The organism is Actinokineospora sp. NPDC051303, assembly GCF_055586285.1.
On sequence record NZ_JBVJIN010000005.1, the window covers coordinates 147,480 to 172,038 of the forward strand.

Below are 24,559 nucleotides of genomic sequence, written 5' to 3' on the forward strand. Positions count from 1 at the left end.
CCGTCGTCGTTCAGCCGTTGCGCGCGGAAGTCCGGAGAGCCGGGACGAGGGCCGAGGTGGCGCGGATGGCGACCTCGGAGGGGACGTGCACGGCCTTGCTCCAGACCGGAGCCAGCGGCGGACCCGCCGGGCCGCGCGTCCATCGGCCCACGCTCGCCGGGTCTCCGATCATCGTGTCGGCGCCCGGGTAGAGGGCGCGGAATGGGTTATGGGGTTCGACCATGACTGGGCATGCTGACAGCTCACCCCGCCGCCCGCACCGCCGATCGGGCGTGGCGGCCCAAGACCATTCCATCGGGTGACGGATTTCCGCTTACCGCGCGAGCAAACCGGGCCAGTCGCGGGCTTCGATCCGGCCCGCGCGTCGGCCGGTCAGCGCGCGGGCGGCCTTGGCGGCCTCGCTGGTGTCGGCGAGGTCGACCGGGCGGATGAGGGTGGGCCAGGCGCCCGCGCCGATGAGGTGGCGCTCGTCGGCATGGCGGCTGGCGTAGCACGGGTCGTAGGGGAGTCCGGCTTGGACGCTCAGCTCGCGCATCGCCGCGGCTGTCTCTTCGCCGAAGACGCCGTCAGGAGTGACGGTCTTACCGCGGTCGCGTAAGAGGTGTTGGGCGGCGAGGACGCGGGGGCCGGTGTCGCCGGGTTTCAGCAGCGGCCAGGTTTCGCGCGGGGCGACGGACTGGCCGAGTTGGGCCGCCACCGCTTGCCGTAGCTCCGGTAGGCGTGCGTAGAGGACGTTGCCGGGACACTCGGTGCTGTTGAAGTCCCGGTGGCCGCGGATCTCGGCGGGCGCGATGCCGTACTGCCGCGCGACGTAGGCGACCAGGCCGACCAGCGAGTCCCACAGCGGCGCGGGCACGTCGACATCGGTGTAGATGCCCTCGTTCTCGATGCCGAAGACCTCGCTGTTGTGATTGGCGACGTTGGCGCCCAGCACGTGCTTCGTGCCGTTGCCCAGCACTTCGAGGGTGCGGTGGCGGCCCTCGGCGAGGTGGCCGCCGCGGCTGTTGGTCAGCTGCTGGCCGCTGTCGATCCAGCCGCGCGTGTCCATGTGCAGGTTCTGGATGTGCCGCACGAGGGCGTAGGCGTGCTCCAGCGAGAAGTCGTCGCTGTTCTCCGTCGCGGTGTGGTGCACGACGATGTAGGCGGGCTTGCGGTCGAGGACCTCGATGGGCGCCGCGGGCGGGCGGGCGCCCCAGTCGACGCAGGTGGCGATGATCGGGACGGCTGGGCTCGCGTGCGCGGAACCGGTCAGCGCGGGCAGGCTCGCTCCGGACAGGCCGACGGTGACGCCGGTTCGCAGCAGTGCGCGTCGGGTCAGGGCCATGGCGACCTCCCTCAGCAACGATATGTAGCCGAGGGTAGGCGTCGCACCACGATCCGGCAATGCTTGACCAACTATCGTGTTACCTCGTTACAGACTGTCAGTGCTCGCCGGGCAGGGCAAACCGGCCGTCGGCGGTCTGCTCGACCAAGCCGTCCACCACCAGCGAGTGCAGGCACCGGTCGCGCTGGCCCGCGTCGCTCCACACCAGGTCGAGGCGGGTTTTCGGGGCTGGATCAGGTGATCCGCGCAGCACGTCGAGCAGCAGCCCGCGCACCTGCCGGTCGGTCCCGGCAAACCGCTGCACGGCCTTGGCGGGCCCGTCGTAAGCCGGTCGGCCCGCCCGTTGCCACGCGCACGACGACGCGATCGGGCAGTCACCGCATCGAGGAGCCCGAGCGGTGCACACGACCGCGCCCAACTCCATCAGCGCCGCAGACGCGCGCGCCGCGGTGGCCGGGTCGGCGGGCAGCAGCACCTCGACATCGGCGAGGTCACGGGTGGTCGACGGCGGACCGGCGTCGCCCGCGCCGTGCGCCGCGCGGGCGACGACGCGGCGCACGTTGGTGTCGACCACCGGGCAGCGCTGCCCGTAGGCGAACGCGGCGACGGCGCGCGCGGTGTAGGCGCCGATGCCCGGCAGGCCCAGCAGAGTGTCGATGTCGGACGGCACGACGTCGCCGTGCTCGGCGGCGATGACCCCGGCGGCGGCGTGCAGGCGCAGTGCCCGCCTCGGGTAGCCGAGCTTGCCCCACGCCCGCACGACCTCACCTTGGCTCACCGCGGCAAGCGAAGACGGCAGCGGCCACCGCGCCATCCAGGCCAGCCAGACCGGCTCCACCCGGGCGACCGGGGTCTGCTGCAGCATGATCTCGCTGACCAGCACACCCCAGCCGGTGGTGCCCGGCTTGCGCCAGGCGAGGTCGCGGGCGTTCGCGTCGAACCAGTCGAGGACTTCGATCACGTCGAGGCTGGGCACCCGGGAGAGTGTAGTTAGACCACCTCGGTGACCGTGGCGCTCTGCACGTCGTAGACGAAGCCGCGCACCTTGTCGGTGTGCGGGACGAACGGGCTGCGCCGCACCCGCTCGACCGACTGCTGCACGCTGTCCTTGACCTCGCGGAACGTCTCGACCGCCCACGGCGGCCGCAGCCCGGTCTCCTGCGCGAGGCTGTCGCGGAACTCGTCGTCGGTGAACGTGGCCAGGCCGCACCGGGTGTGCTGCATGACGATCACCTCGCGGGTCTGCAACTTGTGCTGGCTGATCGACACCGAGCGGATCACGTCCTCGGTGACGATGCCGCCCGCGTTGCGCAGGATGTGCGCCTCACCCTGCTTGAGGCCGAACACGTCGTACACGTTGATGCGCGTGTCCATGCAGGTCACGATCGTCAGGTGCAGGCTGGGGACCGCGGGGGGAGCCTCCGGCACACCGCGGTCTGGGCCATCGATATGGCGCTGGAGCAGGTCGTCGATCGCGGTCACGGCCACCTCCGGTGAGTTTCGGTTGATCAAAGAGTGGACTGGATGTCCCATGTCCCACAAGGCATGTTTGGTGATTATCACTCTTCGTGCGGCCCCAGCGACCAATACCCGCCAATCGGGTGAGCGAAAAACCGGCGTTCGGCGGCCGGGCCGCGGATACCGTTACCGAGGTGATGGAGCCATCCGGACCTCTGCCCAAAGGCGTTTACCTGCGGCGTCGCATTCTCGCCGTCGCGGGCACGGCGTTCGGCGTCGTCGCGCTCATCTGGCTCATCGACGGCCTGATCGGCGACCAGCAGCAGGACGTGTCGCCGGGCGCCGCCGCGGTCGCGGGCTCCGGCCCGACCAGCTCACCGCCCGCGCCATCCACCTCATCGTCGCCGCCGACCACGTCTTCTCAGTCACCGCCGACGTCAGCCGCGACGTCCACCACACCGCCGCCACCTCCCCCGCCGGATCCGGGCGAGCCCTGCCCAGACGCCTCCGTCGCGGTCACCGCCGAGCTGGGAGCGCCGACTTACCGGGCCGGGCAGCGACCGGTCCTCCGGCTGGTCGTGACCAACACCGGGCCGCACCCGTGCACCCGCGACATCGGCCGCGCGCAGCGTGAACTGGTGGTCACCAGCCCCGACGGCGCGACGCGGGTGTGGTCGAGCAACGACTGCTACGCGGCCAAGGGCGAGCACCGGCACGTCCTGAACCCCGGCGAGCGGCACGGCTTCGACGTGACCTGGGCAGGCCGCACGTCCGCCCCGGGGTGCCCGCCGACGCGCGCGGCGGTCCCCCCGGGCGACTACGTGGTGACGGCCAAGCTCGGCCCGCTGGCTGGCGCGGGCGTGCCGATCACGATCACCCCGTGATCAGGGGCCGAACCAGCGCTCGTCCGCGGTGCGCGGCGGAGCCGAGGTGGAGCCGAGCACCAGCTCGGTGTCCAGGGTGATCTCGCGGGGCCGGGTCGGGTCCACCGAGGCCAGCAGCAGCTTGCCCGCCGCGCGCCCCTTCTCCAGAACGGGCTGGCGGACCGTGGTCAGCCCCACCCGCTCGCCGTCCGGGATGCCGTCGAACCCGGTGACCGTGAGGTCCTGCGGCACCCGCAGCCCGCGCCGCTTGGCCTCGGTGAGCGCGCCGAGAGCGAGGATGTCGGAGGTGCAGATCAGCGCCGTCACGTCCTGGTCGGCGTCGAGGAGCTGCGCGGCCGCGGACGCCCCGCTGGCCGTGCTGTGGTCGAACCGCTCGACCACCGGCACCCGCGCCCAGTCGACGCCGACCGCGCCGAAGGCGTCCTGCAGCCCGGCGAGCCGGGAGCGCTGCACGTGGAAGTGGGCGGTCTGCTGCCGGTCGACCGGCACGAAACCGTCGTTGCGGTCGCGGGCGAGGCGCATGCAGATCACGCCGATCCGGCGGTGCCCGAGGGCGATGAGCCGGTCGGCGAGCGCGGTGATGGCGGCCTTGTCGTCGATGCCGACCCGGTCGACGCCCTCGACGGTGGGCTGGTCGGCCACCACGGTCGGCACCGGCCGGGACAGCACGGCGGCGAGGTGCGGGTCATCGTCGGGCACCGAGTAGACGACGAAGCCGTCGACGCCCGCGCGGTGCACGGCGGCGACGTCCTCGCGCTCGGGGTTGACCGGGACGAGGTGCAGGCCCTGGCCAGCGCCCTCGCAGGCCAGCGCGAGCCCTTCGAGGAAACCGAGGGCGGCGGGGTCGCGGAAGGCGTAAGAGAGGTTCTCGGTGAGTAACAGCCCGACCGCGCCCGCCTTGCGGGTGCGCAAGGAGCGGGCGACCGGGTCGGGCCCGGGATAGCCGAGCCTGCGCGCGGTCTCCAGAACCCGTCTGCGCAGCTCCGGGGACAGCTGGTCCGGCCGGTTGTAGGCGTTGGACACGGTGGTCCTGGAGACCCCGAGTTCCGCCGCCAGCGACGCGAGAGTCGCCGGCCGTCGCACATGCATTGACCGCGCCATGGACTGACCGTAACGGTTCAGAACCAATTGCAGAAGTCCGGTCCGGTCACGCCCTGGTTGGCGCGGCCACCCGATCGATGGGCGCAGGTGGGCTATGGTGACGACAACGGTTTCCATTGTCGCACCCAGGCGACCACCAATCACCCAGGAGAGCGCACATGACCTCGCGTCTCAGAAGGCCCGGCACGGCACTCACCGGCCTGGCCGCCCTGACCCTGCTCGGCGCGGCGGCGTGTGGAGACTCACCGAGCACGCCCGCTGGCCCGGCGGCGGACAACAAGATCGCCGTGGTCGCCTCGACCAACGTGTGGGCGAGCGTGGCCCAGGCCGTTGGCGGCGACGCGGTGACGGTCAAGGCCATCCTCAGCGACCCGGGCGCCGACCCGCACGGCTACGAAGCCAAGCCCTCGGACGCCACCGCCTTCGAGGGCGCCAAGGTCGCGCTGTCCAACGGCGGCGGCTACGACGACTTCTTCACCGGGCTCGCCGACACCGCGGGCAAGGACGCGCGCAAGATCGTCGCGTTCGACCTGTCCGGCAAGGGCAAGGAAGAAGAAGGCCACGAGTCGGAGGCTCCCGACGCGGACGGCCACGCGCACGCGGTCAACGAGCACGTCTGGTACGACCTGCCGACCGTCCGGAAAGTCGCCGACAAGCTCGCCGAGGAGCTGGGCGCCGCGGCCCCGGACAAGAAGGACGTGTTCACCGCCAACGCCACCGCGTTCGGCGGCAAGCTGGACGAACTCGCCAAGCGGGCCGCCGGGATCGGCGCGGCCAAGCCGGGCGCGAAGGTCGTCGCCCCCGAGCCCGTCGCGGGCTACCTGCTGGAAACCGCGGGCCTGGACGACGCGACCCCCGAGGCGTTCGCCGAGGCCATCGAGGAGGAGACCGACCCGCCCGCGGCCGCGGTCGCCGAGACCGAGGCGCTGGTCACCGGCAAGCAGGTCGCCGCGGTGGTCTACAACGAGCAGACCGAGACCCCGATCACCGAGCAGCTCAAGGGCAAGGCCGCCGCGGCGGGCGTGCCGGTCGTCGGCGTGACCGAGACCCTGCCCGAGGGCTCGACCGGCTACCTTGACTGGATGAGCAAGCAGGTCGACGCGCTCGCCGGAGCCGTGGCGAAGGCATGACGGTAGAGCGTTCCCCGGCGCCGCCCGCCGCACCGCCTCGTCCCGGCGGCGCGGCGGCGGTGTCGCTCGCGGACGCCCGGCTCGCCTACGGGGACCGCGTCCTGTGGGACGGGCTGGACTTGGACGTGCGTCCCGGCGAGTTCCTGGCTGTCCTGGGGCCCAACGGCTCCGGTAAGACCAGTCTTATGCGTGTCCTCTTGGGACTGCAGAAACTTTCCGGTGGCACGGTAAACGTGGCCGGTGAGCCGCCCGGTAAGGGCAACCGGCGCATCGGGTACATCCCGCAGCAGCGCGCCGTCGACCCGACCCTCGCCCTGCGCGGCCGCGACCTCGTCGGCCTCGGCTACGACGGCCACCGCTGGGGCCTGGGCGTGCGCGGCATCCGCGAGCGCAGGCGGCGGGTGGACGAGGCGCTGGCCGCGGTCGGCGCCACCGGCTTCGCCAACCGCCCGATCGGTTTGCTCTCCGGCGGCGAACAGCAGCGGCTGCGGGTCGCGCAGGCCCTGGTCGGCGACCCGACCGTCCTGCTCTGCGACGAGCCCCTCCTGTCCCTCGACCTGGCTCACCAGCGCGCGGTAAGCGCCCTGATCGACGCCCGCAGGCGCGCGGCGGACACGGCGGTCCTGTTCGTCACGCACGAGATCAACCCGGTGCTGCCCCTGGTCGACCGAATCCTGTACCTGGTCGACGGCCGCTTCCGGATCGGCGCCCCCGACGAGGTCATGACCTCGGAAACCCTGTCGCACCTGTACGGAACCGAAGTCGCCGTCGTGCGCGTCGGTGGCCAGATCCACGTCGTCGGCGCCCACAGCGACCTGTGCGAGGACAACCCGCACCACCACCTCGCGGAGCGCTGATGGACAACCTGTTCGACGTAGAGCTGACGATCAAGCTGCTGAGCCTGGACTTCGTGCTGGGCGCGCTGCTCGTCGCGGCCATCCTCGGGCTGCTCGCGGGCGTCCTGGGACCGCTGATCGTCGCCAGGAACATGGCGTTCTCCGTGCACGGCACCAGCGAACTCGCCCTCACCGGCGGCGCGGCGGCCCTCCTGCTCGGCTGGGAAGTCGGCAACGGCGCCCTCGCCGGAGCCATCGTCGCCGCGCTGGTGCTGGGCCTGCTGTCCCGACGAAGCTCCGACTACGACTCGGTGATCGGCGTCGTCCTCGCGTTCGGCCTCGGCCTGGGCGTGCTGATGCTGTGGCTCTACAAAGGGCGGGCGTCGAACAAGTTCGGCCTGCTCACCGGGCAGATCGTCGGCCAGGACTTCGCCAGCATCGCCCTGCTCACCGGCTGCGCGGTGGGTGTTTTCGTGGTGCTGGCGTTGCTGTACCGGCCGCTGCTGTTCGCCAGCGTGGACGCCGACGTCGCCCGCGCCCGCGGCGTGCCGACGACGGCGCTGGCACTGGTGTTCGCGGTCCTAGTCGGCGTGGCCACAGCGTTGGGCGTGCGCACGGTGGGCTCGCTGCTGGTCCTGGCATTGATGGTGACCCCCGCCGCCGCGGCGTGCCGGGTTACCGCCAGCCCACTGCGCGCGACCCTGCTGGCGATCCTGTTCGCCGAGGTGTCCGCCGTCGGAGGGATCGTGCTGTCACTGGCGCCCGGGGCCCCGGTGAGCGCCTTCGTCACGGCGATCTCGTTCCTGATCTACCTGGTGTGCTGGGTAATCAGCCGGTTCCGCCGCGCCGCGTTCGCTTAGGCCGCTGCCCGATTGCGGGTGGACTACGGGTCATGTGGGTTGCCGTTGGGTGCTCTTGGACGGGGTCCAGGCGTGCATGAGGGCTGCGTAGGCGGGTGCGGTGGCCAGCAGGGTGGGGTGGTCGCCCAGGTGGGTTTCGCGGCCGTCCATGAGGAGGACTTGGGTGGCTCGGATGGCTGATGTGAGGCGGTGGGCTATCACGATCAGGATGCCGCCGCGGGTGGCGAAGGCGCGTTCGGCTCGGGACTCGGTGGGGGCGTCGAGGTTGGCGGTGGCTTCGTCCAGGACGACGATCTTGGCTGGGCTGGCGTAGACCCTGGTTAGGGCTAAGAGCTGTCGTTCGCCTGCGGATAGGCCTGCGCCCGCGTGGGTGAGGGTGGCGGAGAGGCCGCCTAGGCGGTGGATCAGCTCGGTGGCGCCCACCGCGTCGGCCGCGGCCAGGAGGTGGGGGTCGGCCGCGGTGGGGTTGAGCAGGGTCAGGTTTTCCCGGACTGTCCCGGCGAAAATGTAGGACTCCTGTGGGGTGAAGGCGATCAGGTCGTGTCGGCGCGCCGGGTCGATGTCGGCGACGGGGACGCCGCCCAGGCGGACTTCGCCGCTGGTGGGGAGAAGGGTGCCAGTCAGGATTCCGGCGAAGGTGGACTTGCCGATGCCGCTGGGACCGACCACGGCCAAGTGGTCGCCGGGGGCCAAGTCCAGATCGAGGTCGCGCAGCACCGGTTCGGCGTGGTCGCCCCAGCGGTGCGTCAGCGCCCGGACGGTGATGGTGCCGTGGGCGGGCTTTTCGGCACCGACGGCGGGAGGTGGCGGCTGGACTTCGTCTAGTCGGCGGAGGGCGACCAACAGTCGGAGGACGACGGTGCTCGCGGTCGCGGCGAGGCTGTGCAGGGCAGGGGTGAGGGTGCCGGTTAGGTAGACCAGGGTGCCTAGTACCGCTCCGGCGGTAAGACTGCCGTCTGCCACCGCGGTAGGGGCCGACAGCAGAACCAACACCAACGGCAGGAAAGCGCCTACCGCGATCACGAGAGTGCGTGCGGCCGCCGCAGTGGCCATGCGGATGGCGGCCTCGGCCTGGGCGCCGACCGCCGCCCGCACCTCCCCCGCCGCGACGTTCCGTGCCCCGCAGGCCACCACGTCGCGCATTCCGGTAAGGACACCGCCGACCGTGCCCGCCGTGCGCTCGTCGGCCAGGGCGAGTGCCCGCTGGCGGCGGGCCAACGTGGGCAGCAGAGCGACGAACACCACCAGCGCGGCCACCACGGGAACCGCGACCAGCCAGGCCAGTTCCCCCGCCATGGCCGTCACCCCCACCAACGCCCCCACGACGGTCACCACCAGCCCCCGGGCCTGCACCAGCAACCCCGCCGTCGCGTCCCGAATCACCTCAACGTGCTGAGTGATCCGCGCGACCCCCGCCGCGTCCGGCCCACCACGCGGCGGCGCCGGGTCATGTAGCACCCCACCCACAACCAACCGAACAAGGCTGTCCCGCAACGGCTCGATGATCACCCCAAGCCGCTGCCACACCAACCGCGCCCCAAACGCCCCCACCACGGCCGCCACCGCGAACCCGGCGAGCCAGGCCAGCCCCACCCCAAGCCTGCCAACGGCAAACCCCTCATCGACAGCACGCTGCACCAACCTGCCCGACAAAAACGCGGGAAGCCCCTCCAACAGCGAACAAGCAAGCAACCCCGACCACGCCCGCCAGCGCCCCCCAAGCCCCAACCAATACGCCCTAGTGACAGTCATGCCCCACCACCCACGCAACACCGCACGGCACGCCCCCGGGCGGGTGCCGGGTGGCAGGCGAGTAGGCGCTGGCTGGTGTGGTGATCGGCAAGTCTGCCGCCCACGCGCCTCGGCCCCGCCAGCCACTGGACAGGCTGAAGCAGCAACCTTGGCCGCGACCGGACAGCCGGGCCAGTCTGTTGCTCCGCCTCATTGGGGCACCTGCTCATTGGATACCTGCTCATTGCGTACCTGGCTGGGTCGAATGTGATCAGCGAGTGGGTGATTTCGCTGTCCCCTGCCACCCCTCCACAGGTAAAGCAGGAGCAACACACCCGCCCACCTGCCAGGCAGCACCAACCCTGCCAGGTGCTCGATGGGGTGGAGTGGTTTCTTCGGGGGAGAAGGAAGATCGCTAAGCTGGCTGCGCGTGTGAGGCCGGAGGCTTCCCACCCGTCTTTCACACGGCGATCTTCCTTCGTAGGGGCCCCGAAGAAACCACTCCACCCCATCGAGCCAACCCCCGGACCACCCACAGCGGTATTCACCGTGCCTCCTCTTCAGTGAACACCGCGCGGTAACCAGACTCCCCCCAGAGAACGTCATGGGGCCCAATCCCGCGCACCCGCCCACCCTCCAACCACACCACCACATCCGCGCGACTCGCGACACCAGCGCGGTGAGTGACAGTGACACGGGTAAGAAAACGCGCAGCGAGAGCCGCTTCCACCGCAGCCTCGGTAACCGCGTCCAGACTCGCGGTGGCGTCATCAAGGATCAGCACCCGGGGCGTGCGCACCACCGCCCTGGCCAACCCCAGCCGTTGGGCTTCACCGCCCGACAGCGGCGTCCGGGTCAACGGGGTCGCGTAACCGTCGGGAAGGCGAACCACCAGGTCGTCTATGTGCGCCGACCGACAGGCCGCCCGCACCGCCGCCTCATCCGCCCGCACCCCGTAAGCGACCGCCGCGTGGACACTCGACCCGAGCAGGGCGGGCCGCTCGAAGGCGCAGCCGATGGCGGCCCGCAAGTCCGCGTCGGCAACGGCACGCAACGGCACGCCGTCCAACCGCACCTCACCGCGATCAGGGCGCTGGAGGCCCGCGAGGACCGACGCCAGCACGGACTTGCCCGACCCGGACCGCCCGACCACCGCCACCGCGGTTCCCGCCGGGATCACGAAGTCGACCTCCGACAGCGCGCCGTCGACGCTGACCCCGCGCACCTCCACCACCCCCGGCCCGGGCGGAAGCGGCAGGCCAGCGCCGTCCTCGGCGGGAGTGTCGAGCACGGCAGCGATCCGGGTCGCGCAGGAGCGGGCCCGTGACAGCGTCGTCAGCAGGGGGATCTGGCGCACCACGCCCAATCCCAGCACCGCGTACCCCAACGCGGCGAGCATGTCGCCGATGGTGAGCCGTTCGGTAAGCACGCCGAATCCGGCCGCGGCCAGGACGGCGACCTGCACGGCGGGCATGAGCAGGCCCGCCCGCCAGACCATCCGGGCCTGGGTGCGCCACATGCCCGCCCCGGCCGCGCTCAGTTGGGGCAGCGGGCGCAGCACGCGGGCCGTCTCCTGGTCGGCGACGCCCGCGGCGGTGATGGTGCGCAGGCCCGCCACCGCGTCGAGTAGGCGCGCGCCGAGTTCACCGGAGACCTCTTGGTACGCCTGCACGTCCGCCGCGGTCAGGCGCAGGTGAGAGCGGGCGAGCAACAGGGCGAGCGGCACGGCGCACAGGAACACCGCGGCGAGCCGCCAGTCCAGCAGCGCCAGCGCGGTGATCGCGCCCGCGGACATCACCAGCGCCCCGAGCAGTTGCACGGCGATCGCGGCGATCTGCCCCGCGCCTAGACAGTCCCCGGTGACTCGGCTTACCGCGTCGCCGTCAGCGAAATCCGAGTGTGTGCCGAGACGGACCAGGTGGTCGCCAAGATCGGCGCGTAGGCGCGCGGTGGCGGTGGCGGTGACGCGGGCGGTCAGGACCATGCCCGCGACTTCGGCGAGGATGCCGACGCCGCCGAGGACCACCACCCACAGCACGGGCGAGCCCGCCGCGCGCACGCCGTCGAGCGCGGCGGCCAGCGCGGTGGGCAGCAGCAGGCCCGCCGCCGTGGCGATCAGGGCGGTCACGACGAGCAGCGCCACCCAGCCGCGGTCGCGGCGCACCATCGAGCGGAGCAGCGCATCGCCGGGAACGCCCACGTCCGGCCCTTTCTCGCGGGAATGTCAACAGTCCAGAATGGAAGCGGGAGCGGCGCACCAGTCCTGCGCCGCTCCCGCTTGCCTACTTACCTAGTGGCAGGTCAGCAGGCTGACGGTGCTGTTGGCACAGGAGGCGAGCAGGCTCAGGTTGCTCGCGCCGCCGTGTCCGCCGCCGTCGTTGTGGCCCAGCTCGTTGGGCGCCTCAAGCTCCTGCAGGTTCAGGATCATCTCCATGACGTGCTCCTTTCTTGTTCACCGGTCGGATAACCGGAAATCGGGGGTGATGGGACCGCGCCCAGGAAGGGCAGCACCCGGCCGTGGCCGTCGAGGGTGGCGGTGACGGCGAGCAGGACGCCCGCGCCGCCGGTGGCGAGGTCCATCGACAGGCGCAGCAGCTGGTTTCCCGGCATGGCGATGCCGCCGTCGCCGTGCGGGACGGCGTGCCAGCCCAGCGCGGCCAGGTGCCTGCCGATCGCCTCGGCCCGCTCGGGGTCCGGCACTCGCCGCTGCGCCGCGGCGAGGGTGACCAGCAGCCCGCACCGGCCGAACAGCAGGCCGGGGTGGATGACGAACTCGCCGTGGCAGGCGCGCAGCAGGTCCGGTTGGCGGTCCAGGATCGCCGCGTCGGGGCGGCGGGCGGCCAGTTCTTCGGCGACCAAGGCGATTCCCGCGCTGCCGATCGCCAGGTAAGGCAGGGTCCGGGCGCCCTGATCGCGCACTTGGAGGACACCGTCGTCGGTGGTCACGCACTCGTCGAGATCACGGCTGAGAGCCTGCTCGGCGAGGTCGAGCCAGCCGCGGTCGCCGGTGTCGTCGTGCAGCCGCAGGAACAGCAGCGCGACCCCGGACCAGCCGTTGAGCAGGCCAGCCCGGGCGAACGGGCTCGGCGTCGCCGCCCGCAGCGCGTCGGCGAGCCGGTCGCCGATGCCGTGGGCGCGGGCCCGCAGGTCGCGGTCGTGCCAGGTGCCCGCGAAGTGCAGCAGGTTCAGCGCGATCCCGGAGAGCCCGCCGTCGAGGCTGTGGTCCCGGGTCTGCGCGACCAGGTTCTCCGCGCCGTCGAGCACAGCGGCGGCGTCCTCGTGGTGGCCGAGGTTCTCCAGGACGTGGGCGATGCCGTGCGCGCCGTCGAAGAATCCGGGCCGGGCGGGCGGGGTGCGCCGGACGGCCTCGATCAGCCAGCGCTCGTGCTCGGGGTACCGGCCGATCCCGGCGACGTCGAGGGCGTGCAGCACGCCCGCCGCGCCGTAGCCGAAGCAGGCGCCGCCCACCCGGAACTGCTCGATGTCCCCGGGGAACAGCCGGTCGTCCCGCTCCGGGGTGGCGCTGGTGAGGATGGCTTCGGCGAGGCCCTTGCGGACCTGACCCCAGTCGGGGTCGGGCCGGTCGAGTTCGGTAGCCGCCGGGGCCGTCTCAGCCGGGGCGGTCTCAGCCTGGTCGGTCTGCCGCAGCTCGCGGCGGATGCCGTCGCCGTAGCCGGGCGGGAGGGGGAAGCGGCGCTCGATGACGTCCACCAGGGCGTCGAGCCTGCCGGGGGCGAGTTCGAGCAGGGCGTTGAGCGGCAAGAAGATCCATAATCGGAGGGCGGCCAGCGCGTACCGGTCGACGTCGAAGCCCGTGCGCCCGGCCGGTGCGCGAAACCCCGGTGCGCCGAGCGCGGGTCTGCCTGGTTCGGCCTCGGCGGAGGCCATCTCGAAGTCGATCAGCGAGACCCGGTCGTCGTCATCGATGATGATGTTGAGCGCGTGCAGGTCGCCGAACATCACTCCGCGCTCGTGCACCCGCGCCAGCAGGTCCTCGACCCGCCCCAGCACACCGAGGGCGCGCTCGGTGTACTCGGCGACGGCCTCGTCGCTCGCGTGCTGCCGGGTGAGCGGGTAGGTGCGGGCCAGCCACGCGCCGAGCGACTGACCGGCGACGGGCTCCATGGCCAGGAACGTGTGCTCCCAGACCGTGACGAGGTCGTGCGCGGCGGGGATGCCGTCGACGTCGGCGAGCCGGACGAGGATGTCGTGCTCGCCGCGCAGCCGCGCCACCGCGTCCACGCCGTCCCGGTCGAGCCCGGCGTGCGGGCGGGCCTCCTTGAGCACGACCTCGGCGCCATCGGATTTGCGGGTGGCCCGGTAGACGCCGCCGCCGTTGGAGAAGTGCAGCGACGCGGTGACCCGGTACGGGAAGTCGTCGGGGTTGCCCGCCTTGCGGGCGGCGAGGTGCGGGGCGAGGCAGTCCGGGACCGTGACCCAGTCGGGGACCGAGAACGTGGGCTCGCGTTTGTCCGGCACGAGCGTGCCGTCCGGGGCGCGCACCGCGAGCACCCTGGTTCCGTCGATCTCCACCCACTGCTCGGCGAAGCCGCCATAACGGACATAAAGCGGCCCGGAGCCAATGCGGAGATCGCTGAGGATGTACGGACCGGCCTCGCCCGCGAGCAATATCGACAATTCGGTCAGCGCCTGGCTGAAACTGTCGTCGTCCACCGGATAGATGGTGACAAGTTTTCCACTGCCGGACCGGGGCGCGTATTTGGAATTGCGCGCGAGCAGCACGCTCGGGCTGAGGAGATGTTTGTAGGCGAGCCCGCGGTCGAGGCAGTGCGCGTGCACTGCCCGCAGCACCCGCTCGGCGTTGCCCAGGGTGGCCGAGACATGGATCTTCCAGCCCTGACCAGGCAAAGCGACGTCGATCGGCCGCAGCATCCGCCAGGTGCCGACGACTCCGTCGACCCAGCCCTCGGCGGGTGCGGGCAATGTTGTCGAGAACCCGTCGGTGGTTGTTGCCGATTGTCGAGGCTCGTCGAAGAAAAGGGGGTCGACAAAGCAGAACGCCTCATATCGAAGATCCATGTCACACCCCTCCGGCGAAGTCGACCATCGTGGGTTTGATCAGAAATCCGCGGCTGCCGTATTTACGGTGCCGCAACATTCCCTCACGATCGACCGCCGGGCGCTATCCGCCAATCCGGGATTCCAGCTCCGCCGACCGCGTGACGGCGCATCGCACATTCGGGCAGCAGAGCCACACACCGTGAACAAATTGACGGAAAAACCACCCGTTTGACGCGTTTAAGCGGAACGTTTCACACTTTTCAGTAATGCTACTCACATGGTGATTCTTTTTCCACCCCGAAAAGATCGAAGGCGGCCTCCCCGTGGGGAGACCGCCTTCGACAACGTGCGCGCTAGCTCACTCCGCGGACTCGGAGCCCTCGCCGGTCTCCGTGCCGCCGCTGGGCGCGGACAGCTCGACCGGCAGCGAGTCCGGCACCCGGGTCGGCTTGGGCTCGCCGCGGAAGACGAACTTCGCCTTGTCCGCGTTGCCCTCTTCGCCGTCCCAGCCCTCGACGTCGGTGATGATGATCTGGCCGGGCTCGATCTCCCCGAACAGGATCTTCTCCGACAGCTGGTCCTCGATCTCGCGCTGGATCGTGCGGCGCAGCGGCCGGGCGCCCAGCACCGGGTCGAAGCCGCGCTTGGCCAGCAGCTTCTTGGCCTTGTCGGTCAGCTCGATGGCCATGTCCTTGTTCTTCAACTGCGTCTCGACGCGGTTGATCATCAGGTCCACCATCGTGATGATCTGCTGCTCGGTGAGCTGGTGGAAGACGATGATGTCGTCGATGCGGTTGAGAAACTCGGGCCGGAAGTGCTTCTTGAGCTCGTCGTTGACCTTGTTCTTCATGCGCTCGTAGTTCGAGCCCTGGTCGTTGCCGCTGGTGAAGCCGAGGCCGACCGCCTTCGAGATGTCCTGGGTGCCCAGGTTGGAGGTGAAGATGATCACAGTGTTCTTGAAGTCCACCGTGCGACCCTGGCCATCGGTCAGTCGGCCGTCCTCCAGCACCTGCAGGAGGGTGTTGTAGACCTCCTGGTGCGCCTTCTCGATCTCATCGAACAGCACCACCGAGAACGGCTTGCGCCGCACCTTCTCGGTGAGCTGGCCGCCCTCCTCGTAGCCGACGTACCCGGGCGGGGCGCCGAAGAGCCGCGAGGCGGTGTAGCGGTCGTGGAACTCGCCCATGTCGATCTGGATGAGCGCGTCGTCCTCGCCGAACAGGAAGTTCGCCAGCGCCTTGGACAGCTCGGTCTTACCGACACCGGACGGACCGGCGAAGATGAACGAGCCGGACGGCCGCTTCGGGTCCTTGAGGCCCGCGCGGGTGCGGCGGATCGCCTGGGAGACGGCCTTGACGGCGTCCTCCTGGCCGATGATCCGCTTGTGCAGCTCGTCCTCCATGCGCAGCAGGCGGGAGGTCTCCTCCTCGGTGAGCTTGAACACCGGGATGCCGGTCCAGTTGGCCAGCACCTCCGCGATCTGCTCGTCGTCCACCTCGGCGACGACGTCGAGGTCGCCGTCCTTCCACTGCTTCTCCCGCTCGGCCTTCTGGCCCAGCAGCTGCTTCTCGGTGTCGCGCAGCTTCGCGGCCCGCTCGAAGTCCTGCGCGTCTATCGCGGACTCCTTCTCCCGGCGCACGTCGGCGATCTTCTCGTCGAACTCGCGCAGGTCCGGCGGCGCGGTCATCCGGCGGATGCGCATCCGCGCGCCCGCCTCATCGATGAGGTCGATCGCCTTGTCCGGCAGGAACCGGTCGTTGATGTAGCGGTCGGCCAGCGTCGCGGCCGAGACCAGGGCGGCGTCGGTGATCGTGACGCGGTGGTGCGCCTCGTACCGGTCGCGCAGGCCCTTGAGGATCTCGATGGTGTGCTCCAGCGACGGCTCGCCCACCTGGATCGGCTGGAAGCGGCGCTCCAGCGCCGGGTCCTTCTCGACGTACTTGCGGTACTCGTCCAGGGTGGTCGCGCCGATGGTCTGCAGCTCGCCCCGGGCCAGCATCGGCTTGAGGATCGAGGCGGCGTCGATCGCGCCCTCGGCCGCGCCCGCGCCGACGAGGGTGTGGATCTCATCGATGAACAGGATGATGTCGCCGCGGGTCTTGATCTCCTTGAGCACCTTCTTCAGGCGCTCCTCGAAGTCGCCGCGGTACCGGGAACCGGCGACCAGCGAGCCGAGGTCGAGGGTGTAGAGCTGCTTGTCCTTGAGCGTCTCGGGCACCTCGCCCTTGACGACCATCTGGGCGAGCCCCTCCACGACGGCGGTCTTGCCGACGCCGGGCTCGCCGATGAGGACGGGGTTGTTCTTGGTGCGGCGGGACAGCACCTGCATGACCCGCTCGATCTCCTTGGTGCGGCCGATGACCGGGTCGAGCTTGCCCTCGCGGGCGGACGCGGTCAGGTTGCGGCCGAACTGGTCGAGCACCAGCGAGGAGGACGGGGTGCCCTCGCCGCGGCCACCGGTCTCGGTGGACTCCTTGCCGCCCTGGTAGCCCGACAGGAGCTGCAGGACCTGCTGGCGGACCCGGTTGAGGTCGGCGCCGAGCTTGACCAGCACCTGGGCGGCCACGCCCTCGCCCTCGCGGATCAGGCCGAGCAGGATGTGCTCGGTGCCGATGTAGTTGTGGCCCAGCTGCAGCGCCTCGCGCAGCGACAGCTCCAGGACCTTCTTCGCCCTCGGGGTGAAGGGGATGTGCCCGCTTGGCGCGTGCTGCCCCTGGCCGATGATCTCCTCGACCTGCTGCCGCACGCCTTCCAGTGCGATCCCCAACGACTCAAGCGCCTTGGCCGCGACACCCTCACCCTCGTGGATCAAGCCCAGGAGGATGTGCTCGGTGCCGATGTAGTTGTGGTTGAGCATCCTGGCTTCTTCCTGGGCCAGGACGACCACCCGCCTCGCGCGGTCGGTGAACCTCTCGAACATTCGCACTCCCTGACTGCTGCGCCGGCGGCCCTTCTCCACATCCTTCGCGTGGATTCAGCACCGTGAGACCACTGTAGTAGGCCCGGCCCCGGCACTGGCGTGCCAGTTGCGGCCGAACCCGTGCCGCCTCGACCTGAACAGTGGTCCCTTTCGTCATACCCAACGTGCGACGGCGCATTCGGATTCCGCAAGACGCGCCCTGTCCGCTGAGCGCGAACACCCCGCCACCCACAAGTGTGCGCTTCCCAACGGCCGGTCTGTCCGACAGATGTCAGCGAGGTTCGGTAAGGTAAGGCAATCCTCACTACCCGGACAGCCCAGGAAGGAGGCACCCATGTGGCCTAACGCGTGCCTCCGATGCGCGGAAGGTAGGCGGCGATGACGGCCGGATACCGCATCGAGGTCGGCAGCAGGGACCGACAGGGGTACCTCGCTGCCTCACTCGAACGGGTAAACCCGCGGCAGGCCCGCACGGCGGTGCGGTTCGGGCTGCCGGACGACCGCTCGCGGTGGACCCGGTGCGCCGAGTTCCTGGCCATGCCGGACGGATTCGCCCGATGGCGTGAAGGTCTCGCCCGCTGGCTGACCGAGACCTACGGGGATTCACCCGAACGTACGACCGCGGGCTACGTGATGACCTGGTACCTGACCGTCCCCGGCTACGTCGCGGGCCTGCTGTTCCACCACGAGCGCCGCGTCCCGTCGCTGCGGCCCGCCGACCTGGCCTTCCGGATGGCCCAGCCGCGACCGCACCCGGACGCCATCGCGGTCCTGTCGCCGCGGTTCGTCTGCCTGCCCGACGACCCGGCCGCGGGCACCCCGGAGGCGACCGTGGTGTCCGACGAGCGGGCGCTGGCCGCGGTCCTGCGCGGGCGGTTCACCGCGCACGCCGCCCGCTTTGTCGAGGTGTACGCGCCCCAGGTGCGGCTGGGGCGGCGGATGCTCTGGGCGGCGGCCACCGACGTGCTCGACAACTCGCTGTGGCTCGCGGGGCGCTACGGCGGCGACGAGGGCGCTGGCGTGCTCGACGCCGCGCTCGTGCTCGCGGACGGCCCGGCCCCGCTCACCTCGGACTCCACGCTGCGCCCCGTCGCCGAGAGCGGCGGGCCGACGCGGTGGACGCGGCGGCGGGAGAGCTGCTGCTTCCACTACCTGCTCGAAGCGGGACAGGGCGCGTGCCGAACCTGCCCCAGGGTGTGCCGGAAAAACTGATTTCCGGCGGCGACACTTCCACACTTTGCCGACGCGTAACAAACGATCAGCGAAAAAGCAAGAGGCTGCCTACCCAAACGGCAGCCTCTTTAGTGACCGGTCACGCCTGCTGGTTGTACGCGTCCAGAACGTCCGACGGGATTCGACCCCGGTCGGAGACCTTCATGCCCTGCTTGCGGGCCCACTCGCGAATTGCCTGGTTCTGCTCGCGATCGGCGGAAGCGGTGCGCGGCACACGACCCGACGCCGCCTTCCCGACCGGGCGTTTGCGCCCACCGGAACGACGAGCGTGGTCGATGAAGTCGGCAAGCACCTCGCGCAGCCTATCGGCATTCTCGGCGGACAGATCGATCTGGTAGGACGCGCCATCCAAGCCGAACTGGACAGTCTCCTCGGCTTCGGAGCCGTCAAGGTCGTCTACCAGCGAAACCGTGACCTTCTGCGCCATCTGCGCCTCCTTGCCGCTTGAATGTGCCCGCCCGATGAGCGACTCGCAAGAGCTCTCATGTTGAGCGTTCCGGCCACCAGTGCGAATACTGCCAGCAGCAGGTTAGCGCAAATCTCGCGGATTGCGTTAGTACCGGATACCCGAACGGGTCATTCGGGACGGACCAGCGGGAAGAGGATGGTCTCCCGGATGCCGAGCCCGGTGAGCGCCATCAACAGCCGATCGATGCCCATTCCCACACCGCCACTCGGTGGCATTCCGTACTCCATCGCGCGCAGAAAGTCCTCATCGACGCGCATGGCCTCGTCATCGCCCGCCGCGCCCAGCCGCGCCTGATCCTCCAGCCGTTCGCGTTCCACGACCGGGTCCACCAGTTCGGAGTATCCGGTGGCGAGCTCGAATCCGCGGACGTAGAGATCCCACTTTTCGGCCACCCCCGCCTCGGTGCGGTGCTGGCGGGTCAGCGGCGAGGTCTCCAGCGGGAAATCCCGCACGAACGTCGGCGCGTGCAGATGGTCGCCCACCAGGTGCTCCCACAGCTCCTCGACCAGCTTGCCGTGCCCGTAGGCCGGGTCCAGCTCAAGACCGAGCGCCACCGAGTGCTTGCGCAGCAGGTCGGCGGGGGTGTCCGGAGTGATTTCCTCGCCGAGCGCGCCGGAAAGCGACCCGTACATCGTCAGCGTCGTCCACTCGCCGGACAGGTCGTACTCCGTGCCGTCGTCCAGCGTGACGACCTGCGAGCCGAAAACGGACTCCGCCGCCTCCTGCACCAGCGCGCGGGTCATCGCGGCGTTGGTGTCATAGGTCGCATACGCCTCGTAGTACTCCAGCATCGCGAACTCGGGCGAATGCGTGGAATCGCTGCCCTCGTTGCGGAAGTTGCGGTTGATCTCGAAGACCTTCTCCAGCCCGCCCACCAGGCACCGCTTGAGATACAGCTCCGGCGCGATCCGCAGGAACAGCTCCATGTCCATCGCGTTCGAGCGCGTGCTGAACGGACGCGCCGCGGCGCCGCCGTGCATGGTCTGCAACATCGGCGTCTCGACCTCGATGAATCCGCGCGAGTGAAAACTCTCACGCAGCGAACGCACCACACCGGCGCGGTTGCGGACGGTGTCCCGCGCCCGTGAGCGCAGGATCAGGTCGACATAGCGTTGCCTAATCCGCACTTCCTCGCTGAGCGCCTTGTGCGCCACCGGCAACGGTCGCAGCGCCTTGGCCGCCAATCGCCACTCGTCGGCCAGAACCGACAACTCGCCGCGCCGGGAGGTGATGACCTCGCCGGAGACGAAAACATGGTCGCCGAGGTCGACATCGGACTTCCACGCCGAAAGCGCGTCCGCGCCGACCTTGTCCAGGCTCAGCATCGCCTGCAGTTCGGTCCCGTCGCCTTCGCGCAACGTCGCGAAGCAGAGCTTGCCGGTGTTGCGCACGAACATCACGCGCCCGGTCACCGCGACCTTGTCGCCGGTCGCGGTGTCGGTCGGCAGATCGGAATACGCCGCGCGGACCTGCGCGAGGGTATGCGTGCGCGGCAGTTCCACCGGGTACGGTTCGACGCCAGCGGCGAGCAGCCGCTCCCGCTTCTCCCGGCGGATGCGCATCTGCTCGGGCAGGTCGTCGCCGGTCGGGGAGTCAGGCTGCTCTTCGGTCACGGGGCAAAGGGTACGGAGAACCCCGGCGGCTACCCAAACCGGTATCCACGGCAGGCAGGGATACGGTTTCGGGCATGGACGAGACGGAGTTGTTCGCCAAGCGGGCCAGTTCTTTCGGCGCCAATGCCGCCGCCTACGCCCAGCACCGCCCCAACTATCCGGCCGAGGCCATCGAATGGGCCATCGGCGACCGGATGCGGGTGCTCGACCTCGCCGCGGGCACCGGGCGGCTCACCGAGGGCCTGCTCGCCTTCGGCCTTGAGGTGACCGCCGTCGAGCCGGACGAGGCCATGCGCGCCGAACTGGCCCGCCGCATCCCGGACGTGCCCGCTCTCGACGGCTCGGCCGAGGACATCCCGCTGCCGGACGCCTCGGTCGACGCGGTCCTGGTCGGCCACGCCTTCCACTGGTTCAACACCGACAAGGCCCTCACCGAGATCACCCGCGTGCTGCGCCCCGGCGGCGTCTTCTGCGCCCTGTGGAACCACGACGACCTCAGCGTCGAGTGGGTCGCCGGACTGGCCAAGCTGACCGCGACCAGCCTCGGGGAGGTGCAGCGGGTCAAGGTGGACGTGCCCAGCCACCACCTGCTCGAACCGCACGAGCAGAAGACGTTCCCGCACCGCCAGCGCCGCACCGTGGAGTCCCTGCTGGCCACCCTCGGCACCCACTCCCAGATCGCCATGGCCGACGACGCCGAGCGCGCCCAAGTCTTCGACCGGGCCCGCACCTACCTGTGGTCGCGCCCGGAGACCTCCGCTGGCGAGTTCGACCGCCCGCTGATCACGAGCGTGGTACGTGCGATCCGGCGATAAGAGCCGCTAGCGGGAGTTGCGCTCGAAGACCAGGCGCAGGCCCATCAGGGTCAGGTCCGGGCGGTGGTGCTGGATCGTGGCGGCCTCGTCCACGACCAGCGGGGCCAGGCCGCCGGTGGCGATCACCGTGATCGGGCCGTCGTGGCCGGTGCGCTCCAGTTCCCGGGAGATGCGGGTGACCAGGCCGTCGACCTGGCCCGCGAAGCCGAACATGATGCCCGACTGGAGGCACTCGACGGTGTTCTTCCCGATGACCGAACGCGGCCGGACCATCTCCACCTTGCGCAGGGCCGCGGCGCGGGCGGCCAGGGCATCCACCGAAATCTCGATGCCGGGCATGAACACGCCGCCGAGGAACTCGCCCTTGGCGGAGATGACGTCGATGTTGGTCGAGGTGCCGAAGTCGACCACCACGCACGCGGTGCTGAACAGGTGGTGCGCCGCCAGAGTGTTGATCACCCGGTCGGCGCCCACCTCCTTCGGGTTGTCCACCAGCAGCGGAACCCCGGTGCGGACCCCGGGCTCCACGATCACCCGGGGCACGCGGGGGTGGTAGCGGCCGAGCATGACTCGAAGCTCGCGCAGCACCGCGGGGACGGTGGACAGCGCCGAGATGCCGGTCACCCGGTCGGCGTGCTCGCCGAGCAGGCCGCGCATGGTCAGCGCGAGTTCGTCCGCGGTGATCCTGGCGTCGGTGCGCATCCGCCAGTCACGCAGCAGGTCGCCGTCGGCGTGCAGCCCGAGTGCGATGTTGGTGTTGCCGACATCGATGGTGAGCAGCACGCCCGGCTCAGCTCTCGTGGGCGAGCAGCGCGTCCAGCTTGGCCGCGTCGGCGGTCTCCGCGGGCGGGTCGGCGGTGACCGCGCCGCTGCGCAGGCCGGAGTCCGCAGGCGCGTGCCCGGCGTCGCCGCCGAGGTGGACGATCTTGTTGTCCGCGTCCACGAACACGATCTTCGGCACGTACGCGGCGGCCTCGGCGGAGTCCATCAGGCCGTAGGAGATCAGGATGACCAGGTCGCCGGGGTGCACCAGGTGCGCGGCGGCGCCGTTGATGCCGATCACCCCGCTGCCCCGCTCGCCCTCGATGACGTAGGTCTCCAGGCGGGCGCCGTTGGTGATGTCGACAATGGCCACCTGCTCGCCGGGAAGCAGGTCAGCCGCCTCCAGCAGGATCGGGTCGACCGTCACCGAGCCCACATAGTGCAGGTCGGCCTGGGTGACGGTGGCCCGGTGGATCTTCGACTTGAGCATCGTGCGGAACATGTCGCCGACCTTCCTTAACCGTGCTGGGCCAGGTCCGGCCTGCCGAGCAGCACCGGGACGTTGTCGATGAGGCGGGTGTCGCCGAGCTTGGCGGCCACCAGCAGGCGCGCGTCGCCGCGCTCGGGCGCGGGCCCGAGGTCGGGGTCGCGCAGGGCGACGTAGTCGACCTTGAGTTCGGGGGTGCGGGCCAGGACCTCGCGGGCCGCGGCGAGCACGGCCTGCTCGCCTTCCCGGCCCGCGTGCGCGCCCGCGGTGAGAGCGGCGGAAAGCGCCACGGCGGCGGCCCGCTGATCGGCGTCGAGGAAAGCGTTGCGGGACGACAGCGCGAGCCCGTCGGTCTCGCGGACCGTGGGCACGCCGATGATGTGCGGCTCCATGTCCAGGTCGCGCACCATCTTCTTGATCAGCACTAGCTGCTGGTAGTCCTTCTCACCGAACAGCGCGTAGTCGGGGCGCACGATGTTGAACAGCTTCGCGACCACGGTCAGCACGCCGGAGAAGTGCCCGGGGCGGGCCGCGCCTTCCAGCTCGTCGCCCAGCGGCCCGGCGTGCACGGTGACCTGCGCGCCCGGCGGGTACAGCGCTTCCCGCGCGGGCGTGAAGACCAGTTCCACCCGCTCCTCCTCGCACGCGGCCAGGTCGGCGTCGAGCGGACGCGGATAGCGGTCGAAGTCCTCGCCAGCGCCGAACTGCAACGGGTTGACGAAGATCGACGCCACCAGCACCGTGTTCGGGATGCGGCGGGCGCGGCCCATCAGCTCGCGGTGGCCCGCGTGCAGCGCGCCCATGGTCGGCACGAACGCGATCTTGCGACCGGTGGCGCGCAGTGCCCGGGTGACCTTCGCCAACTGCTCCGGCGAGGTGTGGACGTGCAGTTTCCCTGCGGTGAACCGGGTCATGGGGTCTCTTCCTCGATGGCGGCGGCCACGTCCGGCAGCAGGTCGGCGCGCAGCAGACCGGCCTCGACGGCCCGCTGGGCGGTGCGCGAGGCCAGCGCCCGGTAGGCGGGCAGCAGGTCGGGGGCGTGCTCGGCGAGCACGCCGACGTGTTTGCGGACAGTCCCCGCGTCCCCCCTGGCCACCGGCCCGGTGAGCGCGCGGTCGCCGTGGCGCAGCGCGTTGTCCAGGGCGGCGGAAAGCAGCGGGCCGAGCAGCCGCTCCGGGGTGCCGATGCCCGCCGAGCGGAGCAGGTCGGCTGCCTCGGCGACCAGGGTGACCAGGTGATTCGCGCCGTGCGCGAGAGCGGTGTGGTAGAGCGGGCGGGCGGTTTCCGGGATGCGCACCGGCTCGGCGCCCATCTCCACGACCAGCGCCTCGGCCACGTTCCAGGCCACCTCGTCGCCGTCGGCGGCGGTCACCCCGAAGCAGCAGGCCGCGATGCGCTGGAGGTCTTCCGGGCGGCCGGTGAACGTCATCGCCGGGTGCAGCGCAAGGCCGAGCGCGCCCAACTCGGCGGCGGGGGCCAGCACCTCGACACCGTGCGCGCCGGAGGTGTGCACGACGATCTGCGTCGGCCCCAGCGCCCCGGCCGCGGCGAGCCCGCGGACCATGCCGGGCAGGGCGTCGTCCGGCAGGGCGAGCAAAACAAGTTCCGCGCCCCGGGCGACCTCGTCCGGCGGGGCGATGGCGACGTCGGGGAGCAGGTCGTCGGCGCGGCGCAGCGACTCGCGCGACACCGCGGACACCGCGGCGACGGTGTGCCCGGCGCGGGCGAGCGCGGCGCCGAGAACGGCGCCGACGCGGCCAGCCGACACGACCCCGACCGACAGCCGGGCGGGGCGCGTCACCGCGGACCCCAGCACGTCGAACACATGGCGAAGCGCTCCCTACCTCGTTCCAGTCCCGCATCGGCGCGGGTACCAGACGACGGGCGCGAGAGTAGCCGTCCGTGCCCGGCGAA

The 24,559-nt window shown here is 70.7% G+C and carries 22 protein-coding genes; 6 read left to right on the forward strand and 16 right to left on the reverse strand.

The window, feature by feature from the left end; genetic code table 11:
• Positions 1 to 10: 10 nt before the first annotated feature.
• The 4 genes from ACZ6SD_RS06115 to ACZ6SD_RS06130 all read right to left on the reverse strand — a co-directional run bounded on the left by ACZ6SD_RS06115 (position 11) and on the right by ACZ6SD_RS06130 (position 2,806).
• Positions 11 to 223, reverse strand: coding sequence for a hypothetical protein (locus ACZ6SD_RS06115; RefSeq protein ID WP_465315812.1), 213 nt, complete (start codon positions 221 to 223; stop codon positions 11 to 13).
• 90 nt (positions 224 to 313) lie between these two features.
• Positions 314 to 1,324 (reverse strand): peptidoglycan recognition protein family protein, encoded by a 1,011-nt coding sequence (locus ACZ6SD_RS06120; protein ID WP_465315813.1) that lies wholly within the window; start codon positions 1,322 to 1,324, stop codon positions 314 to 316.
• A gap of 97 nt (positions 1,325 to 1,421) precedes the next feature.
• Positions 1,422 to 2,300 carry an HhH-GPD family protein gene (locus tag ACZ6SD_RS06125; protein WP_465315814.1) on the reverse strand — a complete coding sequence of 293 codons (879 nt, stop codon included), beginning with the start codon at positions 2,298 to 2,300 and terminating at the stop codon, positions 1,422 to 1,424.
• Between the two features lie 14 nt (positions 2,301 to 2,314).
• Positions 2,315 to 2,806 carry a beta-class carbonic anhydrase gene (locus ACZ6SD_RS06130; RefSeq protein ID WP_465315815.1) on the reverse strand — a complete coding sequence of 164 codons (492 nt, stop codon included), beginning with the start codon at positions 2,804 to 2,806 and terminating at the stop codon, positions 2,315 to 2,317.
• A gap of 170 nt (positions 2,807 to 2,976) precedes the next feature.
• Between ACZ6SD_RS06130 and ACZ6SD_RS06135 the strand changes: the two genes are divergently transcribed.
• The gene (locus tag ACZ6SD_RS06135; RefSeq protein ID WP_465315816.1) at positions 2,977 to 3,666 is read left to right on the forward strand and encodes a hypothetical protein; all 690 of its coding nucleotides are present in this window, start codon (positions 2,977 to 2,979) and stop codon (positions 3,664 to 3,666) included.
• Here ACZ6SD_RS06135 and ACZ6SD_RS06140 read toward each other — a convergent pair whose 3' ends face one another.
• Positions 3,667 to 4,767 (reverse strand): LacI family DNA-binding transcriptional regulator, encoded by a 1,101-nt coding sequence (locus ACZ6SD_RS06140; RefSeq protein ID WP_465315817.1) that lies wholly within the window; start codon positions 4,765 to 4,767, stop codon positions 3,667 to 3,669.
• A 158-nt stretch (positions 4,768 to 4,925) separates the two neighbouring features.
• Between ACZ6SD_RS06140 and ACZ6SD_RS06145 the strand changes: the two genes are divergently transcribed.
• The 3 genes from ACZ6SD_RS06145 to ACZ6SD_RS06155 are packed head-to-tail and all read left to right on the forward strand — an operon-like array spanning position 4,926 to position 7,593.
• Positions 4,926 to 5,897 (forward strand): metal ABC transporter solute-binding protein, Zn/Mn family, encoded by a 972-nt coding sequence (locus ACZ6SD_RS06145; RefSeq protein WP_465315818.1) that lies wholly within the window; start codon positions 4,926 to 4,928, stop codon positions 5,895 to 5,897.
• Positions 5,894 to 6,754 carry a metal ABC transporter ATP-binding protein gene (locus tag ACZ6SD_RS06150; protein WP_465315819.1) on the forward strand — a complete coding sequence of 287 codons (861 nt, stop codon included), beginning with the start codon at positions 5,894 to 5,896 and terminating at the stop codon, positions 6,752 to 6,754. The genes ACZ6SD_RS06145 and ACZ6SD_RS06150 overlap by 4 nt, the downstream gene beginning before the upstream one ends.
• A complete protein-coding gene (locus ACZ6SD_RS06155; RefSeq protein WP_465315820.1) occupies positions 6,754 to 7,593 on the forward strand; it encodes a metal ABC transporter permease in 840 nt (279 codons plus the stop codon). Before ACZ6SD_RS06150 ends, ACZ6SD_RS06155 begins: the two co-directional genes overlap by 1 nt.
• A 30-nt stretch (positions 7,594 to 7,623) precedes the next feature.
• Here the strand turns inward: ACZ6SD_RS06155 and ACZ6SD_RS06160 are convergent, their stop codons facing one another.
• The 5 genes from ACZ6SD_RS06160 to ACZ6SD_RS06180 all read right to left on the reverse strand — a co-directional run bounded on the left by ACZ6SD_RS06160 (position 7,624) and on the right by ACZ6SD_RS06180 (position 17,266).
• Positions 7,624 to 9,345, reverse strand: a complete 1,722-nt coding sequence (locus ACZ6SD_RS06160; protein WP_465315821.1) for an ATP-binding cassette domain-containing protein — start codon at positions 9,343 to 9,345, stop codon at positions 7,624 to 7,626.
• Between the two features lie 523 nt (positions 9,346 to 9,868).
• Positions 9,869 to 11,491: an ABC transporter ATP-binding protein gene (locus ACZ6SD_RS06165; RefSeq protein WP_465315892.1), complete on the reverse strand. Its 1,623-nt coding sequence runs from the start codon at positions 11,489 to 11,491 to the stop codon at positions 9,869 to 9,871.
• Between the two features lie 123 nt (positions 11,492 to 11,614).
• Positions 11,615 to 11,758: a SapB/AmfS family lanthipeptide gene (locus tag ACZ6SD_RS06170; protein WP_465315822.1), complete on the reverse strand. Its 144-nt coding sequence runs from the start codon at positions 11,756 to 11,758 to the stop codon at positions 11,615 to 11,617.
• Positions 11,749 to 14,364 (reverse strand): class III lanthionine synthetase LanKC, encoded by a 2,616-nt coding sequence (gene lanKC / locus ACZ6SD_RS06175; protein ID WP_465315823.1) that lies wholly within the window; start codon positions 14,362 to 14,364, stop codon positions 11,749 to 11,751. The genes ACZ6SD_RS06170 and lanKC overlap by 10 nt, the downstream gene beginning before the upstream one ends.
• Before the next feature lie 340 nt (positions 14,365 to 14,704).
• Positions 14,705 to 17,266: an ATP-dependent Clp protease ATP-binding subunit gene (locus ACZ6SD_RS06180; protein ID WP_465315824.1), complete on the reverse strand. Its 2,562-nt coding sequence runs from the start codon at positions 17,264 to 17,266 to the stop codon at positions 14,705 to 14,707.
• 378 nt (positions 17,267 to 17,644) lie between these two features.
• On the opposite strand from ACZ6SD_RS06180, the gene ACZ6SD_RS06185 reads away from it, so the two are divergent.
• Positions 17,645 to 18,478 (forward strand): (2Fe-2S)-binding protein, encoded by an 834-nt coding sequence (locus ACZ6SD_RS06185; protein ID WP_465315825.1) that lies wholly within the window; start codon positions 17,645 to 17,647, stop codon positions 18,476 to 18,478.
• A 100-nt stretch (positions 18,479 to 18,578) separates the two neighbouring features.
• On the opposite strand, the gene ACZ6SD_RS06190 is transcribed toward ACZ6SD_RS06185, so the two are convergent.
• Positions 18,579 to 18,926 carry a histone-like nucleoid-structuring protein Lsr2 gene (locus tag ACZ6SD_RS06190; RefSeq protein WP_465315826.1) on the reverse strand — a complete coding sequence of 116 codons (348 nt, stop codon included), beginning with the start codon at positions 18,924 to 18,926 and terminating at the stop codon, positions 18,579 to 18,581.
• Between the two features lie 149 nt (positions 18,927 to 19,075).
• The gene (lysS, locus tag ACZ6SD_RS06195) at positions 19,076 to 20,530 is read right to left on the reverse strand and encodes a lysine--tRNA ligase (RefSeq protein WP_465315893.1); all 1,455 of its coding nucleotides are present in this window, start codon (positions 20,528 to 20,530) and stop codon (positions 19,076 to 19,078) included.
• Between the two features lie 125 nt (positions 20,531 to 20,655).
• Between lysS and ACZ6SD_RS06200 the strand changes: the two genes are divergently transcribed.
• On the forward strand, positions 20,656 to 21,396 hold the full coding sequence (locus ACZ6SD_RS06200) for a class I SAM-dependent methyltransferase (protein ID WP_465315827.1): 741 nt from the start codon (positions 20,656 to 20,658) through the stop codon (positions 21,394 to 21,396).
• Between the two features lie 6 nt (positions 21,397 to 21,402).
• Here the strand turns inward: ACZ6SD_RS06200 and ACZ6SD_RS06205 are convergent, their stop codons facing one another.
• Genes ACZ6SD_RS06205 through ACZ6SD_RS06220 form a run of 4 tightly spaced genes read right to left on the reverse strand, consistent with a single transcriptional unit; the run spans position 21,403 to position 24,446 of the window.
• Positions 21,403 to 22,179: a type III pantothenate kinase gene (locus tag ACZ6SD_RS06205; RefSeq protein WP_465315828.1), complete on the reverse strand. Its 777-nt coding sequence runs from the start codon at positions 22,177 to 22,179 to the stop codon at positions 21,403 to 21,405.
• Between the two features lie 7 nt (positions 22,180 to 22,186).
• Positions 22,187 to 22,660: an aspartate 1-decarboxylase gene (panD, locus tag ACZ6SD_RS06210; protein WP_465315829.1), complete on the reverse strand. Its 474-nt coding sequence runs from the start codon at positions 22,658 to 22,660 to the stop codon at positions 22,187 to 22,189.
• 14 nt (positions 22,661 to 22,674) lie between these two features.
• Positions 22,675 to 23,559 (reverse strand): pantoate--beta-alanine ligase, encoded by an 885-nt coding sequence (panC, locus tag ACZ6SD_RS06215; RefSeq protein WP_465315830.1) that lies wholly within the window; start codon positions 23,557 to 23,559, stop codon positions 22,675 to 22,677.
• A complete protein-coding gene (locus ACZ6SD_RS06220) occupies positions 23,556 to 24,446 on the reverse strand; it encodes a Rossmann-like and DUF2520 domain-containing protein (protein ID WP_465315894.1) in 891 nt (296 codons plus the stop codon). The genes panC and ACZ6SD_RS06220 overlap by 4 nt, the downstream gene beginning before the upstream one ends.
• Between the last annotated feature and the right edge of the window lie 113 nt (positions 24,447 to 24,559).